The sequence below is a fragment of the Micromonospora sp. WMMD734 genome (assembly GCF_049178975.1).
In the GTDB taxonomy this organism is placed as follows: domain Bacteria; phylum Actinomycetota; class Actinomycetes; order Mycobacteriales; family Micromonosporaceae; genus Micromonospora; species Micromonospora wenchangensis.
In genome coordinates, this window is record NZ_JBMHMK010000001.1 from 5800711 (window position 1) to 5814081 (window position 13371).

At 73.2% G+C, this 13371-nt stretch carries 16 protein-coding genes; 6 read left to right on the forward strand and 10 right to left on the reverse strand.

The annotated features are described in order from the left end of the window. Positions 1 to 36 precede the first annotated feature (36 nt). The gene (locus ACN267_RS25165; RefSeq protein ID WP_204958316.1) at positions 37 to 495 is read right to left on the reverse strand and encodes an Lrp/AsnC family transcriptional regulator; all 459 of its coding nucleotides are present in this window, start codon (positions 493 to 495) and stop codon (positions 37 to 39) included. Positions 496 to 554: 59 nt separating this feature from the next. Here ACN267_RS25165 and ddaH point away from each other — a divergent pair, with 59 nt between their 5' ends. Continuing rightward, positions 555 to 1388, forward strand: coding sequence for a dimethylargininase (gene ddaH / locus ACN267_RS25170; protein WP_421489780.1), 834 nt, complete (start codon positions 555 to 557; stop codon positions 1386 to 1388). A gap of 46 nt (positions 1389 to 1434) precedes the next feature. Here the strand turns inward: ddaH and ACN267_RS25175 are convergent, their stop codons facing one another. Next, entirely contained in the window at positions 1435 to 2649 is a 1215-nt protein-coding gene (locus ACN267_RS25175; RefSeq protein ID WP_421489781.1) for an ABC transporter substrate-binding protein, read from the reverse strand. Between the two features lie 29 nt (positions 2650 to 2678). Continuing rightward, complete coding sequence (locus ACN267_RS25180) at positions 2679 to 3530, reverse strand: alpha/beta hydrolase family protein (protein ID WP_204958314.1); 852 nt, start codon at positions 3528 to 3530, stop codon at positions 2679 to 2681. 71 nt (positions 3531 to 3601) lie between these two features. On the opposite strand from ACN267_RS25180, the gene ACN267_RS25185 reads away from it, so the two are divergent. Then, a complete protein-coding gene (locus ACN267_RS25185; protein WP_204958313.1) occupies positions 3602 to 4189 on the forward strand; it encodes a bacterial proteasome activator family protein in 588 nt (195 codons plus the stop codon). 42 nt (positions 4190 to 4231) lie between these two features. Here ACN267_RS25185 and ACN267_RS25190 read toward each other — a convergent pair whose 3' ends face one another. The 3 genes from ACN267_RS25190 to ACN267_RS25200 form a co-directional block, all read right to left on the reverse strand. Continuing rightward, positions 4232 to 5044 (reverse strand): HAD family hydrolase, encoded by an 813-nt coding sequence (locus ACN267_RS25190; protein ID WP_204958312.1) that lies wholly within the window; start codon positions 5042 to 5044, stop codon positions 4232 to 4234. Continuing rightward, positions 5044 to 5865 carry an HAD family hydrolase gene (locus ACN267_RS25195; RefSeq protein WP_204958311.1) on the reverse strand — a complete coding sequence of 274 codons (822 nt, stop codon included), beginning with the start codon at positions 5863 to 5865 and terminating at the stop codon, positions 5044 to 5046. The genes ACN267_RS25190 and ACN267_RS25195 overlap by 1 nt, the downstream gene beginning before the upstream one ends. 166 nt (positions 5866 to 6031) lie before the next feature. Continuing rightward, positions 6032 to 6775: a hypothetical protein gene (locus ACN267_RS25200; protein ID WP_421489782.1), complete on the reverse strand. Its 744-nt coding sequence runs from the start codon at positions 6773 to 6775 to the stop codon at positions 6032 to 6034. Between the two features lie 210 nt (positions 6776 to 6985). Here ACN267_RS25200 and ACN267_RS25205 point away from each other — a divergent pair, with 210 nt between their 5' ends. The 3 genes from ACN267_RS25205 (at position 6986) to ACN267_RS25215 (ending at position 8734) form a co-directional block, all read left to right on the forward strand. Next, a complete protein-coding gene (locus ACN267_RS25205) occupies positions 6986 to 7414 on the forward strand; it encodes an OsmC family protein (RefSeq protein ID WP_088643598.1) in 429 nt (142 codons plus the stop codon). 104 nt (positions 7415 to 7518) lie between these two features. Continuing rightward, the gene (locus tag ACN267_RS25210; protein ID WP_204958919.1) at positions 7519 to 7863 is read left to right on the forward strand and encodes a metallopeptidase family protein; all 345 of its coding nucleotides are present in this window, start codon (positions 7519 to 7521) and stop codon (positions 7861 to 7863) included. Between the two features lie 151 nt (positions 7864 to 8014). Beyond that, positions 8015 to 8734 carry an AIM24 family protein gene (locus ACN267_RS25215; protein ID WP_088643597.1) on the forward strand — a complete coding sequence of 240 codons (720 nt, stop codon included), beginning with the start codon at positions 8015 to 8017 and terminating at the stop codon, positions 8732 to 8734. 109 nt (positions 8735 to 8843) lie between these two features. Here ACN267_RS25215 and pheA read toward each other — a convergent pair whose 3' ends face one another. The 4 genes from pheA to ACN267_RS25235 all read right to left on the reverse strand — a co-directional run bounded on the left by pheA (position 8844) and on the right by ACN267_RS25235 (position 11941). Then, positions 8844 to 9800 (reverse strand): prephenate dehydratase, encoded by a 957-nt coding sequence (gene pheA, locus ACN267_RS25220; RefSeq protein WP_204958309.1) that lies wholly within the window; start codon positions 9798 to 9800, stop codon positions 8844 to 8846. A gap of 10 nt (positions 9801 to 9810) precedes the next feature. Further along, on the reverse strand, positions 9811 to 10365 hold the full coding sequence (locus ACN267_RS25225) for a hypothetical protein (RefSeq protein ID WP_372445964.1): 555 nt from the start codon (positions 10363 to 10365) through the stop codon (positions 9811 to 9813). A gap of 204 nt (positions 10366 to 10569) precedes the next feature. Then, positions 10570 to 11028, reverse strand: a complete 459-nt coding sequence (locus ACN267_RS25230; RefSeq protein WP_204958308.1) for a hypothetical protein — start codon at positions 11026 to 11028, stop codon at positions 10570 to 10572. 175 nt (positions 11029 to 11203) lie between these two features. Next, positions 11204 to 11941 carry a hypothetical protein gene (locus tag ACN267_RS25235; protein WP_204958307.1) on the reverse strand — a complete coding sequence of 246 codons (738 nt, stop codon included), beginning with the start codon at positions 11939 to 11941 and terminating at the stop codon, positions 11204 to 11206. 164 nt (positions 11942 to 12105) lie between these two features. Between ACN267_RS25235 and ACN267_RS25240 the strand changes: the two genes are divergently transcribed. Continuing rightward, positions 12106 to 13323, forward strand: coding sequence for an arginine deiminase (locus tag ACN267_RS25240; RefSeq protein WP_204958306.1), 1218 nt, complete (start codon positions 12106 to 12108; stop codon positions 13321 to 13323). Positions 13324 to 13371 lie beyond the last annotated feature (48 nt).

Here is a 13371-nt window from a genome sequence, read left to right on the forward strand (position 1 = left end):
GCGAGGGACACCGGCGCGCCGCAGCCGGGCCGGGTGTCAGGGGGTGGACGGGCCGACGCCCGGCGACTCGACCAGCCGGGACAGCACGATGGTGCTCCGGGTGGAGGTGACGAACGGCTCCGCCCGCAGGCGTTCGAGCGCCTCCTCCAGGTGCGAGATGTCGGCGGCCCGCAGGTGCACGAGCGCGTCGGCCTCACCGGAGACGGTGTACGCGCCGACCACCTCGGGGTGTCGGCGGGCGGCCACCCCGAGCTGGGTGGGGGTGGTCCGGCCGGCGCAGAACAGCTCCACGAACGCCTCGGTGGTCCAGCCGACGGCGGCCGGGTCGACCACGGCGGTGAAGCCCCGGATCACCCCGCTGGCCCGCAGCCGGTCGACCCGTCGCTTGACCGCCGGAGCGGAGAGTGACACCCGGGTGCCGATGTCCGCGTACGAGGTACGGGCGTCCGCCACGAGCAACGCAATGATTCGCTGGTCGACCGCGTCTATCTGCAACGTTCCGCCTCGGGGAAGCAATGGTTCTGGCTGTTACCAAACTTCTACGCTACCTACCCTTGGTGACCGTGAACCAGCAGCGCGTCCCGCGAAAGCGGACATATCTCATGTGTGCCCCGGAGCACTTCGCGGTCGAGTACGCCATCAACCCGTGGATGGACCTCACCGTCGGCGTCGACGTGGCACTGGCCGTCGAACAGTGGGACCGGCTGCGGCACACCCTGGTGGACCTCGGTCACGACGTGCACGTCCTCACCCCGCAGCCGGGGCTGCCGGACATGGTCTTCGCCGCCAACGGGGCGTTCGTGGTGGACGGGACGGTCTACGGGGCGCAGTTCAAGCACGAGCAGCGGGCCGCCGAGGCCGCCGCGCACCGGGAGTTCTACCAGAAGCACGGCTGGCACTTCATCGCGCCGAGCGAGACCAACGAGGGTGAGGGTGACTTCGCCTACCTGCCGGAGGCGCACGGCGGGCTGGTTCTCGCCGGCCACGGGTTCCGCACCGAACTGCCGGCGCACGCCGAGGCGCAGGAGGCGCTGGGCCGGCCGGTGGTGTCGCTGCGCCTGGTCGACCCGCGTTTCTACCACCTGGACGTGGCGCTCGCCTCGATCGACGACGGCAACGTCGCGTACTTCCCGGGGGCGTTCTCGGCGGCCAGCCAGCGGGTGCTCACCCAGCTCTTCCCCGACGCGGTGCTCGCCGACGACGAAGACGCGCTGGCCTTCGGCCTGAACCTGGTCAGCGACGGGGCGAACGTGGTGCTCAACAGCGACGCGACCCGGCTGGCCGGCAAGCTCAAGGCGGCCGGCTACACCCCGGTCCCGGTAGACCTGGCCGAGCTGAAGAAGGGCGGCGGCAGCGTCAAGTGCTGCATCGCCGAGCTGCGCCCCTGACCGACGCCGGCACCACGAGCGGCCGGCCCGACCGGGGCCGGCCGGCTCAGCCGAGGGTGGCGATCTCGTTGATCAGGACGTTGGAGAGCAACCGGCCGTCGAACTGCACCTTGCGCAGGTACCACTTCTGCTGCGGGGTACGCGGCTGGTTGAACTGCCACGGCCCGCGCGGGCTGTCGATCTGACCGATCTTGCCCAGCGCCAGGTTGACCTGCTGCGCGGTCGGCTCCGCGCCGGCCAGCCGGATCGCCTTGTCGAGCACCTGCGCGGCGTCGTACGAGGCCATCGCGTATGTGGTGGGAGAGACGTTGTAGGTCTTCCGGTAGGCCGAGGCGAAGACCCGGTTGGCGTTGTTGTTCAGGTCGGCCGAGTAGTTCAGCGCGGTCTGGATGGTGCCGGCCTTGAGGCTCTCGTCCGCGTTGACCAGGGTCGACCGCAGGTCGGCGAGGATGTTGCCCTCGGTCAGGAAGCCTGGCGCGTAGATGTCGCCGAACCAGCGGCTGCGGCGCAGTTGCCTGATGAACTGCTCACCGGCGGTGCCGGAGTAGAAGCAGAAGATCCCCTCGGGCTGGCGGCTGAGCGCCTCGCTGATCTGCGCGCCGAACTCGTTGTCGCCGGGGGTGGGGTTGGCGGTGGTGAGGATGGGGTCACCGATGATCCGGGGGTCGTCGGTGCCGAAGCCGTCCCGGAAGCCGTTGATCACGTCCTGGCTGGCGGTGCCCTCGGGGGCGACGATGGCGAGCCGGCTCCCGGTGGGAAGTGTTCGCCGCAGGTACGACCCGAGCGCCCGGCCCGGCTCGTCCAGCACGTACGACGTCCGCCAGATGTAGACGACGCTCTGCAGGCTGGGCGGGGAGGCGTTGGACCCGATCAGCGGCACCCGGGCCTTCTCCACCGCGTCCCGGATGCCGGACATCACTGTCGAGTTGACCACGCCGGTCATGGCGAGGACGTTCTGGCCGAGCAGGTTGTCGACGGCGGCTTGGCCGCTCTTGGCGTTGTCGCCCTCGTCGACGGTCACCACCGTCGTCGGGTGGCCGCCGAGCTGCTGCCCGTTCATCGCCAGGAAGAGCTGGAAGCCGTTCTCGATGTCGATGCCGATGGTCTTGCCGTCGCCGTTCTCCGGCCGGATCAGCCCGATCTTGATCGGCGTGCCGGGGGTCGGCGTCTCGGTGTCGTCCGTGCCGCAGGCGGCGGCGAGTCCGGTCGTGCCGAGCGCGGCCAGCAGTTGAAGGGCCCGCCTGCGGTTCATCTGCGACACCGAAATCCTTCCGGGAGCATTGCCGGGCGTCACCGCCCCTCCGGCGTTCTACCTGGCGGGCGACCCTGCGTCAATGGATCTTGATCTTCAAGCAACGACTGCAACGCAGCCCTTACCTGCGGCCAGGCCGCCGAGAGCGGGTCGATCAACCCGAAGTGCTCACATTCCGGCAGCTCAATGAGGGTGACCGGGGCGCCGGCGGCCCGTGCGGTGGCAGCATATGACCTGCTCAGAGCCGCCGGCACCTGGCGGTCCCGCATCCCGTGCAGGATCACCGTGCGTGTCCGTGGCGGCACCGAAAGGCGGGGATCGGCCACCGCGTACCGCTGCGGGTGTTCGGCCGGGCCGCCGCCGAGCAGCGCGGCCACCGCCCCCGAATCCAACCCCAGCCGGTACGCCTCGGCGAGGTCGGCGACCGGCGCCAGCGCCAGCACCCCGGCCACGTCCTGCGGGGCGTGCGCCGCCACGTGCAGCGCCAGCTGCCCACCCGCCGAGTGCCCCAGCAGCAGCGGCGGCCCCGGCGCGACCAGCCCCGGCAGGGCGCGGGTGGCCACCCCGGGCAGCGCCGCCACCCCGGCCCGGACGTCGGCGAGCGTGTTCGGCCAGCCACCGCCCGGTTGGCCGGTGCGCCGGTACTCCAGCTGGGCCACCGGCCAACCCGCCTCAGCCAGGGCGGCGGCGAGCGGGCCGGTGTGGGTGCGGTCGTACTCGGCCCGCCAGAAGCCCCCGTGCACCACCGCCACCAGCGGCCGGGCCGGACCACCACCGCCACCTGCCGGTCGGCGCAGGTCGACCAGCTGCTCCGGCGCGTCGCCGTAGGCGACGGTCAGGTCCGGCGGCGGGGCGGGCCGGCTGAGCACCGTCCGGGGGTCGTGGGACATGCCGGCGACGGTAGCGCGGCCGGTGGCGGTCCGGGTGGGTGCGACGGGAGCGGGTGGGTAAAGATGGGGCCATGACCGAAGCGCACCCCACTGGACAAGCTGACGAGCCGGGCCGCCCCGACGGGCAGTCGGGCACCGTGGTCGTGGTCGGCCCGGACGGCCGCCCGGTCGGCACCATGCAGACCGACGAGACCGCCGAGGACCCGACCCGCCTGGTCGAGCAGCCGGCCAAGGTGATGCGGATCGGCAGCATGATCAAGCAGTTGCTGGAGGAGGTGAAGGCCGCCCCGCTCGACGACGCCAGCCGGCACCGGATGCGGGAGATCCACCAGCGCTCGATCGTCGAGTTGAAGGATGGCCTCGCCCCCGAACTGCGCGAGGAGCTGGAACGGCTCTCGCTGCCGTTCGCCGAGGACCAGGCGCCCAGCGAGGGCGAGCTGCGGATCGCCCACGCCCAGCTGGTCGGCTGGCTGGAGGGGCTCTTCCACGGCATCCAGGCCACCCTGGTGGCCCAGCAGATGGCCGCCCGGATGCAGCTGGAGCAGATGCGCTCCGGTGGCCGTCCCGCCCTGCCCAGCGGCCCCGGCGCGATGATCCCCGGCATGCCCGGCATGGGCCAGCCCGGTGGCGAGGGCCACAACACCGGCCAGTACCTCTGAGCGTGCGCCGGGGCGTCGCCGCGCGGTGACGCCCCGGGGCGCTCAGCCCACCCCGAAGACCTTCTCCAGGTACGCCGCCACGCCGTCGGCGGTGTTCGCCCCGGTCACCTCGTCGGCGATCTCCAGCACGGCCGGGTGTGCGTTGGCCACCGCCACCGCCCGCCCCGCCCAGGTGAGCATCGGCACGTCGTTGGGCATGTCACCGAACGCGAGCACGTCGGCCTGCGCCACCCCGACCCGGGCCGCGTACCAGGCCAGCCCGGCGGCCTTGGTCACCCCGGCGGCGGAGATCTCCACCAATCCGCTGTACGACGAGTGCGTCGCCTCGGCCAGCCCCTCCAGCGCCCCCGCCACCACCTGCACGAAGGCGTCCGGGTCCTGGGTGCCGGCGCGGGCCAGCAGCTTCACCGCCGGCACCGAGGCCAACTCCTCAGGCGACTCGACCGCCCGGATGGCCTCGTGGTCGGCGTCCCAGCGCAGCGGGTAGTGCGCCTCGTGCCGCATCTCCCGGCTGTCCACGATCTCCACCGCGAAACTGACCTCCGGCACCGCCGCCCGTAGCCGGCGGGCCACCTCGGCGAGCAGCTCCGGGGCCAGCGGGTCGGCCCGCAACACCTGGTCGGTGTCCGGGTCGTAGACCACCGCGCCGTTGGCGCAGATCGCCGGCAACGGCGCGGCGAGCTGGTCGTACACCAGTTGGAGCCAGCGGATCGGGCGGCCGGTGACCAGCACGACGGGGGTGCCCGCCGCGGAGATCCGCTCCAGTACCGCCGCGGTGCGGGCGCTGAGCCGGCGCTCGTCGCCGAGCAGGGTGCCGTCGATGTCGCTGGCGACCAGCCGTGGTGTCTCTGCCATCACCGGGAGAGTAGCCGGTCGAGGTAGACCGCCACCCCGTCGTCGTCGTTGCGCAGGGTCACCTCGTCGGCGGCGGCCCGCACCAGCGGGTGCGCGTTGGACACCGCCACCCGCGACCAGCCGGCCCAGGCGAACATCGGCAGGTCGTTGGGCATGTCCCCGAAGACCAGCACGTCGGCCGGGTCGACGCCGAGCCGCTCGGCGACCACGCTCAGGCCGCTGGCCTTGTCCACCCCGGCCGGGGTGATCTCGACGAAGCCGAGCCCGGCCTGGGTGAGGGTGGCGACCTGCGGCGGGACGATCCGACGGGCGGTGGCCAGCAACTCGTCGACGTCGTGGTCGGCGGTCCGGACGAACGCCTTGATCACGTCGAGGGCGAGGCACTCCGCCCGGCTGCGCGCCTCGAACAGCTCGGGGTAGGGCCAGGACGGGTGATAGTCGCCCCACAGCGGCGCGTCGTGCTCGTCGGACCCCTCGACCATGACGGTCAGCGGGCCGACGACGGCCTCCAGGTCGGTCAGCAGGCCGGCCAGTACCCCGGCGGACAGGCGCTCGTCGCGCAGCACCACCGGGCCGGTCGGGTCGCTCTGGTCGACCACACAGCCACCACCGGCCATCACCAGGAAGTCGGCGGCCCGGATGTCGTTGCGGGTGAGTTCCTTGAGCCGGGGGCCACGACCGGTGGCGCCGACCACCGGGATACCGGCGGCCCGCACCCGGTCGAGCACCCCGTGGGTGTACGCCGACACGGTGTCGTCGCTGCGCACGAGGGTGCCGTCGAGGTCGGTGGCGATGAGTTTGGGCAGTCCCGGGCGGGTCATCGTTCCTCCTTGCCCGCCGCCGTCCGTACCGGTCTTCCGACCCGGTGTGACGGCGGGCAGCAACCGTACCTCGCCGTCCGGATCGCAACCACGGCTTCCGGGCGAATCAGCCGGCAACGCCCGGTGACCGTCGTACGACGCCCCGGGCGTCCACCCCGGCTGGGGCTCAGGGGTGGGATTCGCGGCGGGCGAACGGGACCGTCGGGGTGACGGTCAGCCCGGTGGGCGCGGCCGGCCTGGTGTAGTCCGCGTCCGGGTCGTCCCCGTGCGGGTCGTCCGCGTCCGGGTCGAGCCCCTCCGGGTCGGTCTGCGGGCCGACGGCGTCGACAGGCGGACCGTCCGGCTGCCGGACGGTGGTGAGCAGCGCCGCCCCGACCAGCGCGACGGTGACGAAGGCCATCACCAGGCCCCGGCCGTAGTCGACCCGGAACCCGTCCTCCGGGGAGTAGAACAGCGCCCGCTGACCCGAGTCGTCCAACGAGAAGGCGGTGACGGTGAGCAGGATCACCAGGACGCCCGCCACGGCCAGCCCGGCCACCCGGGCGTCGTGCCGGACCGCCGGCCGTCCGCGCAGGGTCAACGCCACCGTGACACCGAGTAGCAGGAGCCCCACCAGGTAGGCGATCCCGAAGCCGCCCACCTCGGCCACGCCACCGGGCACCCGGATGGTGCCGCTGCCCTCCGGCCCACCGTTCGGCACGGTCATCACCAGCCACTCCCCGGCCGCCGACGCCGTGCCGGCGACCGCACCGAGCAGGGCCAGCACCGGGGGCAGCCGCCGGTCCCGGCGCAGCGCGGCGGGCCAGTGCCCGAACCGGCCGACCGGCCGTCGTCCGGGGGCACCCCACTGCGGCACCGAGGTGTCATCCGAGCGGTCGTCCTGTCTCGGGATGGGGAGATCCTGGGACATCGGCTACCTTCCGCGTCGCGGGCCTGACCCGCATCATCCCACGTCGGCCCGGTGTGGGCCGGCAGCGTCGGGCCCGGAACGGCGCACGTCGGCCGCCGCCCGTGGTCGCGACCGGCACCCTCCGGCCGGCGCCCTTCGGCCGGCGGCGGTGGCCGGCCACCCCGCCCGGTCGGTCACCGCGGGCGAGGGCTTTCGACTAGCGTTCGGGTCATGCCTATCCGTACCGCATCCGCACGTTGGCAGGGCAACCTCACCGAGGGCGCCGGGACCGTCCGCACCGGAAAGGGCGGCCTGGAGGGGAACTACTCCTTCAAGTCGCGCTTCGAGGAGGGCGAGGGGACCAATCCGGAGGAACTGATCGGTGCCGCCCACGCGGGCTGCTTCTCGATGGCGCTCTCCAAGCAGCTCGCCGACGCCGGGGTGTCCGGCACCTCGGTGGAGACCACCGCGAAGGTGCACTTCGACAAGACCGACGCGGGAATGACCGTCACCCGGATCGACCTGGAGACCGTCGGTCAGGCCCCGGGCCTGGACGAGGCCCAGTTCACCAAGCTGGCCGAGGCCGCCAAGGAGGGCTGCCCGATCTCCCGGCTGCTCTCCCCCGGCGCGCAGATCAGCCTCACCGCCCGCCTCGCCTGATCCGTCCCGTCCGCCGTCCGGCCCGCCCGGGTCGGACGGCGGACGGGGTAGGCCGGCGGGACCGGTGGGCGGGCGGCGGTTCGGGCACAATGGGTGAGGTGCCCGTGGAGATGAGCCGTGAACGCTTCGAGGAGCTGGTCGGCGAGGCCCTCGACGAGGTGCCCGAGGGGTTGCTCCGGCTGATGAGCAACGTGGTCATCCTGGTCGAGGACGACCCGCCGCCCGGGGAGGACCTGCTCGGCCTCTACGAGGGGCACGCGCTCACCGAACGCGGCTGGAACTACTCGGGTGTGCTGCCCGACCGGATCTTCATCTACCGCCGGCCGATCCTGCGGATCTGCGCCACCGAGGACGACGTGGTCGACGAGGTGGCGGTGACCGTGGTGCACGAGATCGCCCACCACTTCGGCATCGACGACGAGCGGTTGCACGCGTTGGGCTGGGCCTGAGCCCGCCCCCGGCCCCGTCGGTCCGGTCGTCTGCGCGTACCTGACCGGTTCCGTGCGCGGAGCCGGGCTTGCCCGCCGCTCGGCCGATGCAGCGGGTTGCGGGGGCTGCCTACCGTGTGGTGAGCACACCCCCAATCAGGAGGAAGACCCAATGCGCAGCGCGCTGTTCTCCGCGGAGAACCTGGAGAAGGAGTCCGCCCAGCCCGGCATGCGGCTGCAGAACTCCAAGATGTTGAAGATCGAACTCAACGGCGAGGCGATGGCCCGGGTCGGGTCGATGGTCGCCTACCAGGGGCAGGTGCAGTTCCAGGCGTTGGGCTCGGGCGGCATCGGCAAGTTCATCAAGCAGCGGCTCACCGGCGAGGGCGTGCCGCTGATGAAGCTCAGCGGCCACGGCGACGTCTTCCTGGCCGAACTGGCCAAGGACGTGCACATCATCGACCTGGAGCCGGGCGACGCGCTGTCGATCAACGGGTCCAGCGTGCTGGCCTTCGACTCCACCCTGTCGTACGACATCAAGATGGTCGGCGGCGCGGGGATGGCCTCGTCCGGCCTGTTCAACTGCGTGTTCAGCGGCTACGGCCGGATCGCTATCACCACCAAGGGCACCCCGGTCGTGCTCAACGTCGACGCGCCCACCTACGTCGACCCGCAGGCGGCGGTGTGCTGGTCGGCCAACCTCCAGACCGGCTACCACCGGGCCGAGCAGCTCGGCCTGGGCACCCTGCTCGGCCGCAGCACCGGTGAGGCGTTCACCATGAGCTTCGCCGGGCAGGGCTTCGTCGTGGTCCAGCCGTCGGAGGAGCCGCCGGTCCAGGGCAGCGGCGGCCAGCAGCAGCAACAGGGCCTGCTCGGCGGCCTGCTCAGCTGACCTTCCGCGACGTGGGGCGGTTCCGGTCGGGACCGCCCCACGTTCGTCTGCACGGCCGGACCGGTGCGGCCCGCACCCGCGCCGCCGCCGGGACCCGGGCCGCGTGGGGTCAGCTCAGTTCGCCGGCCCGCAGTCGGGCCAGCCAGGCCGCCGCGTCGGTGTAGTCGGTGTCCGAGAGGCCGGCCGGCGCGGGGACCGGCCGGTCACCCGCCGCGTCGGCCCACCGGTGCCTGGGGTACGACCCGAGGAACCGCACCTCGGCGCAGACCCGCCGCAGCCCCTGCAACGCCTCACCGAGCCGGGCATCGGCGACGTGACCGGTGCAGTCGAGGAAGAAGACGTACCGGCCCAGCGCCTCGCCGGTGGGACGGGACTCGATCCGGGTCAGGTTGACCCCCCGCACGGCCAGTTCCATCAGCACCGACAGCAGCGCGCCCACCCGGTCGTGCGCGATGTAGACGGCCAGCGAGGTGAGGTCGTCGCCGGTGGGCGGCGGGGGCGGGCCGGGGCGGGACAGCAGGGCGAACCGGGTCACCGCGTCCGGATGGTCGGCGATCTTGTCGGCGAGCAGGGCCAGCCGGTGCCGGGCCGCCCCGATCGGGGCGCAGATCGCCGCGTCGTACTCGCCGGTGGCCGCGCCGGCCGCCGCCGCGCCGTTGGACAGCACGTCGATCACCGTGGCGTCGGGCAGGTGCGCGCGCAGCCAGTTACGGCACTGGGTGGACGCCTGCGGATGGGCGGCCACGCTGCGCACCCCGGCGGGGTCGGTGCCGGGGCGCGCGCCGAGCACGAACTCCACCGGCAGGATCACCTCCCGGGTGATCACCAGCGGGTCCCCCTCGGCCAGCTCGTCCAGGGTCACCCCGACCGCGCCGCCGATGGAGTTCTCCATCGGCACCAGCGCCGCGTCCGCCTCACCGGCCCGTACGCTCTCCAGCGCCTCGCCGACGCTGCGGGCGGGCGTACGACTGCCGCGTTCGGCGGCCGGGACGGTGCGCAACGCCTGCTCGGCGAAGGTGCCCTCGGGGCCGAGGTAGACGTAGCGGGTCGGCGGTGTTCCGGGCATGCCGCCCAGCCTACGCACCCGGTGGCAGCCCGGTCCCGCTGTCGCAGGCCAACGTCCGGATGGCGGGCGGCGCGACGGCCTTCACCTCGATCGAGCAGACATCGGTGCCGGCGGTGACCAGCCGCAGCGCATCCGGTTCCCCCCGGCTGACCGCCTGGAGTTCCTCGTGCCCGCTGACGGACAGCACGGTGTACTGCCAGCCGTCGGCGCACAGCGGGCCGTCGACGGCCCGTACCGACACGTCGCGGGGCAGCACGTCGCCCCGGAGCAACCCGATCACCCGGTCGGCCGACGGGCGGCCGGCGCAGGCCATCGCGACCGCCGCGACGGTGGGGCTCGGCAGCGTTGACGTCGGCGGCAGGGTGGGGGTCACCGGCAGCACTGGGGGCGACGTCGTCGGCGGCAGGGTCACCACCGGCGTGGGTGGGGCGACCGGGGCCGGCAGCTCCCGGTCGGGCGGGGCGGCGCAGCCGGTGAACGGCGACACGGCGAGCAGGGCCACGGCGAGCCGGGCGGCGACCGGCCGCCGGTACGGGGGGCGGCGGTGGGCGGGGTCAGGCGGCACGGGCCGGTCCTCGGGGGATTCGGGCGCGGGGCGTCGCGACGGGGGCCGGCCGTCACGGACCGTGGGAGGGGGCAGGTCGTGTGGCCGGTGGGGTGAACCCATCGTAGGAAAAACCGTCCGCCCGGTGAAGGCCGGCGCGACGCCCGACGCTCGCGCCCGACGCCGCCGCCCGGCGCGGGGCGGACCGGCGCGGGCGGTGCCGGGTCAGATCGGGGAGAAGAAGGTGAGTGAACCGGTGACCGAGCCGCCGGTGAGCATCGGGGTGGAGACGGCGTCGACGGTGGCGTAGGTGCTGGCGTCGCCGGCGGGCTGCACCCGCAGCAGACCCCGGGCGAGCCGACCGGAGTGCAGGGCGAGCAGCGGGGGGATCTTGTCGGTCTCCTGCTCGGGCAGCTCGTGCCGGGCGGCGGTGAAGTCGAGCAGCCGCAGGCCGCCTTCGAGCAGCGGCAGGCCGACCACGTCCTCGGGGGCACCGAGGCAGAGCAGTTCACAGCCGGCGGCGGAGATGGCGACCACCAGGGTGTCGGCGTCGATCAGGAGGCAGGGTTCCTCGGCGTGCGAGACGCTCGCCGACCACTTCCCGACGTTGTCGCACCCCGGCCCTGTCGGCGTCCGCGCCGGCGGCACGAACACGTCCGGGAGCGAGAGTTCGACGTGGGCCACCGCGCCTCCTAGGTACACCGACGGTCTGTCCACGCTAGCCGGTCTTCGTGACGGTCGCCGACCGCGCGGGAGCCACCGGCCGCCGGTGGAGGGATCAAGTGCCCTGGCGGGCGGCCGGCGACGGCGCGGACCGGCATGTCGGGGGGACCGGCACCGCGGGGCGTCGCCGGTGACGTTACCGGCGACCCGCCGGCTTGTCAGCGGCCGTTCGGCCCTCGTCGTACCACCGGTAGTCGCCGGTGGGACGGTACGTGCCGTTGTGCCAGGTCTGCGGGGCCTGGGCGACCCGGGACAGCTTCTCGGCGGTGGCCGGGCTGATCCGGTTGCCTCCGGCGACGAGGAGCCGGTCGAGCTCCCGGTGGGTCGCCATCATGCAGTCCTTCGGCAGGCCGTAGACGCTGATGACGCCGGAGCCGACGAAGGTCAGCACCGGCGTCACCGGGATCGGCAGCCCGACCGCCTGGCTGAGCGCCTTGCTGGCCCGCTTGGCGTCCCGCCGGGCCTCGGCCACGTACGGCGGGCGCTTGCCGTTGATCTGCACCACGTCCCCGGCGACCAGCACCCGGGCCCGGCCGTGGTCGGCGATGCTGACCGCGAAGAGCCCGCTGGGGCCGATGGCGAGGAACCCGGCGCGCTCGTCCTGCCCGTGGTCGCGCAGGACGTCGGAGACGTCGGTGCGCGGCCACTCGATGACGTGCCAGGCGGGACCCAGGTGGTCGAGCTGACCGAGCGCCCGCGCCCCGGCGGCCTCCAGCCGGCGGGCGCCCCGCTCGGCCCGGCGTCGACGTGCCCACTCCAGTGGGGTCGGACGGGCCGGATCGAGAGCCGCGGACCCGTCGGGACGGGGGTGCGGCACCGCCACGGGCGGCAGTGCCCGGGTGGGTACGGCTCGACGAGCGGGAAAGACAGTCATCGCGACCTCCGGCAAAAGGTCCCTCGAAAGTTATGTTCTCACTACCCTACGTCGCCACTGTGGGGGTTCGGCAAGTTGGAGCGCCGGAATGAGTGCGGATGAATGCCATATTCATCCGCAGTTCTTCCGCTGAACATCGTTCATCACTGCCCTACGCTGCGGGGGTGACCCACTACGTGGACAGCGAGGTCGGTCGACTCGGCACGGTGCTGTTGCACCGACCGGGTCCGGAACTGGCCCGCCTCACCCCCCGCAACAACGACTCGTTGCTCTTCGACGCTATCCCATGGGTCGGCCGGGCCCAGGAGGAGCACGACGCCTTCGCCGCCGAGCTGCGCGGACGCGGCGTGGAGGTGCTCTACCTCGCCACCCTGCTCGCCGAGACGCTCGCCGTCGCCGAGGCCCGCGCCGAACTCACCGAGCAGGTGCTCGCGTCGCCCCGGCTCGGCGACACCCTGCGCCGCCGGGTGGCCGACCACCTCGCCTACCTCGACCCCGCCGGGCTCGCCGACGTGCTCATCGCCGGCCTCGCCCACGAGGAGGTACGGATCAGCGCCGAACGCCCCGGCGGTCTGGTCTGGACCATGATGGACCGGCACGACTTCGTCATCGACCCGCTGCCCAACCTGCTCTTCACCCGCGACTCGTCACTGTGGATCGGCGACCGGGTCGGGGTCACCAGCCTCGCCATGCCGGCCCGCCGCCGGGAGACCACGCTGACCGACGCGATCTACCGGCACCATCCCCGCTTCGTCGGCACCCGGACCGTCTACCACCCCGGCCTGGAACACCTCGAAGGCGGCGACGTGCTGCTGCTCGCCCCCGGCGTGCTCGCCGTCGGGGTGGGCGAGCGGACCACCCCGGCCGGCGCCGAACGGCTGGCCCGGCAGGTCTTCGCCGCCGGCCTGGCACACACCATGCTGGTGGTGCCGATCGCCCAGGAACGGGCCACCATGCACCTCGACACCGTGTGCACCATGGTCGACGTCGACGCGGTGCTGATGTACCCCAACGTGGCCAGCACGCTGTCGGCGTACACGGTGATCGCCGGGCCGGACGGCGAGCCCCGGGTGGACGGCCCCGCGCCGTTCCTGCGCGCGGCGGCCGACGCGATGGACCTCGACCAGCTCCGGGTGATCGACACCGGCCTGGACCCGGTGACCGCCGAACGCGAGCAGTGGGACGACGGCAACAACACCCTCGCCCTGGCCCCCCGGCTCTGCGTCGGCTACGAACGCAACGTGGAGACCAACGCCCAGCTGGAGCGCGCCGGCATCGAGGTCATCCCGATCGCCGGTTCGGAGCTGGGCTCCGGCCGGGGCGGCCCCCGCTGCATGTCCTGCCCGCTGGTCCGCGAGCCGCTGCACCCGGCGGCCGGCTGAACCGTCCCACCCGGGCGGCCCGAACCGACGAAGCCGGCGCACCGGCCC

Excerpts from the sequence above, each read along its gene's own strand:
- ACN267_RS25235 (WP_204958307.1), bottom strand. The coding sequence starts at position 11,941 with ATGACTGTCTTTCCCGCTCGTCGAGCCGTACCCACCCGGGCACTGCCG.
- ACN267_RS25180 (WP_204958314.1), bottom strand. The coding sequence starts at position 3,530 with ATGTCCCACGACCCCCGGACGGTGCTCAGCCGGCCCGCCCCGCCGCCG.
- pheA (WP_204958309.1), bottom strand. The coding sequence starts at position 9,800 with ATGCCCGGAACACCGCCGACCCGCTACGTCTACCTCGGCCCCGAGGGC.
- ACN267_RS25195 (WP_204958311.1), bottom strand. The coding sequence starts at position 5,865 with ATGACCCGCCCGGGACTGCCCAAACTCATCGCCACCGACCTCGACGGC.
- ACN267_RS25215 (WP_088643597.1), top strand. The coding sequence starts at position 8,015 with ATGCGCAGCGCGCTGTTCTCCGCGGAGAACCTGGAGAAGGAGTCCGCC.
- ACN267_RS25190 (WP_204958312.1), bottom strand. The coding sequence starts at position 5,044 with ATGGCAGAGACACCACGGCTGGTCGCCAGCGACATCGACGGCACCCTG.
- ACN267_RS25200 (WP_421489782.1), bottom strand. The coding sequence starts at position 6,775 with ATGTCCCAGGATCTCCCCATCCCGAGACAGGACGACCGCTCGGATGAC.
- ACN267_RS25185 (WP_204958313.1), top strand. The coding sequence starts at position 3,602 with ATGACCGAAGCGCACCCCACTGGACAAGCTGACGAGCCGGGCCGCCCC.
- ACN267_RS25205 (WP_088643598.1), top strand. The coding sequence starts at position 6,986 with ATGCCTATCCGTACCGCATCCGCACGTTGGCAGGGCAACCTCACCGAG.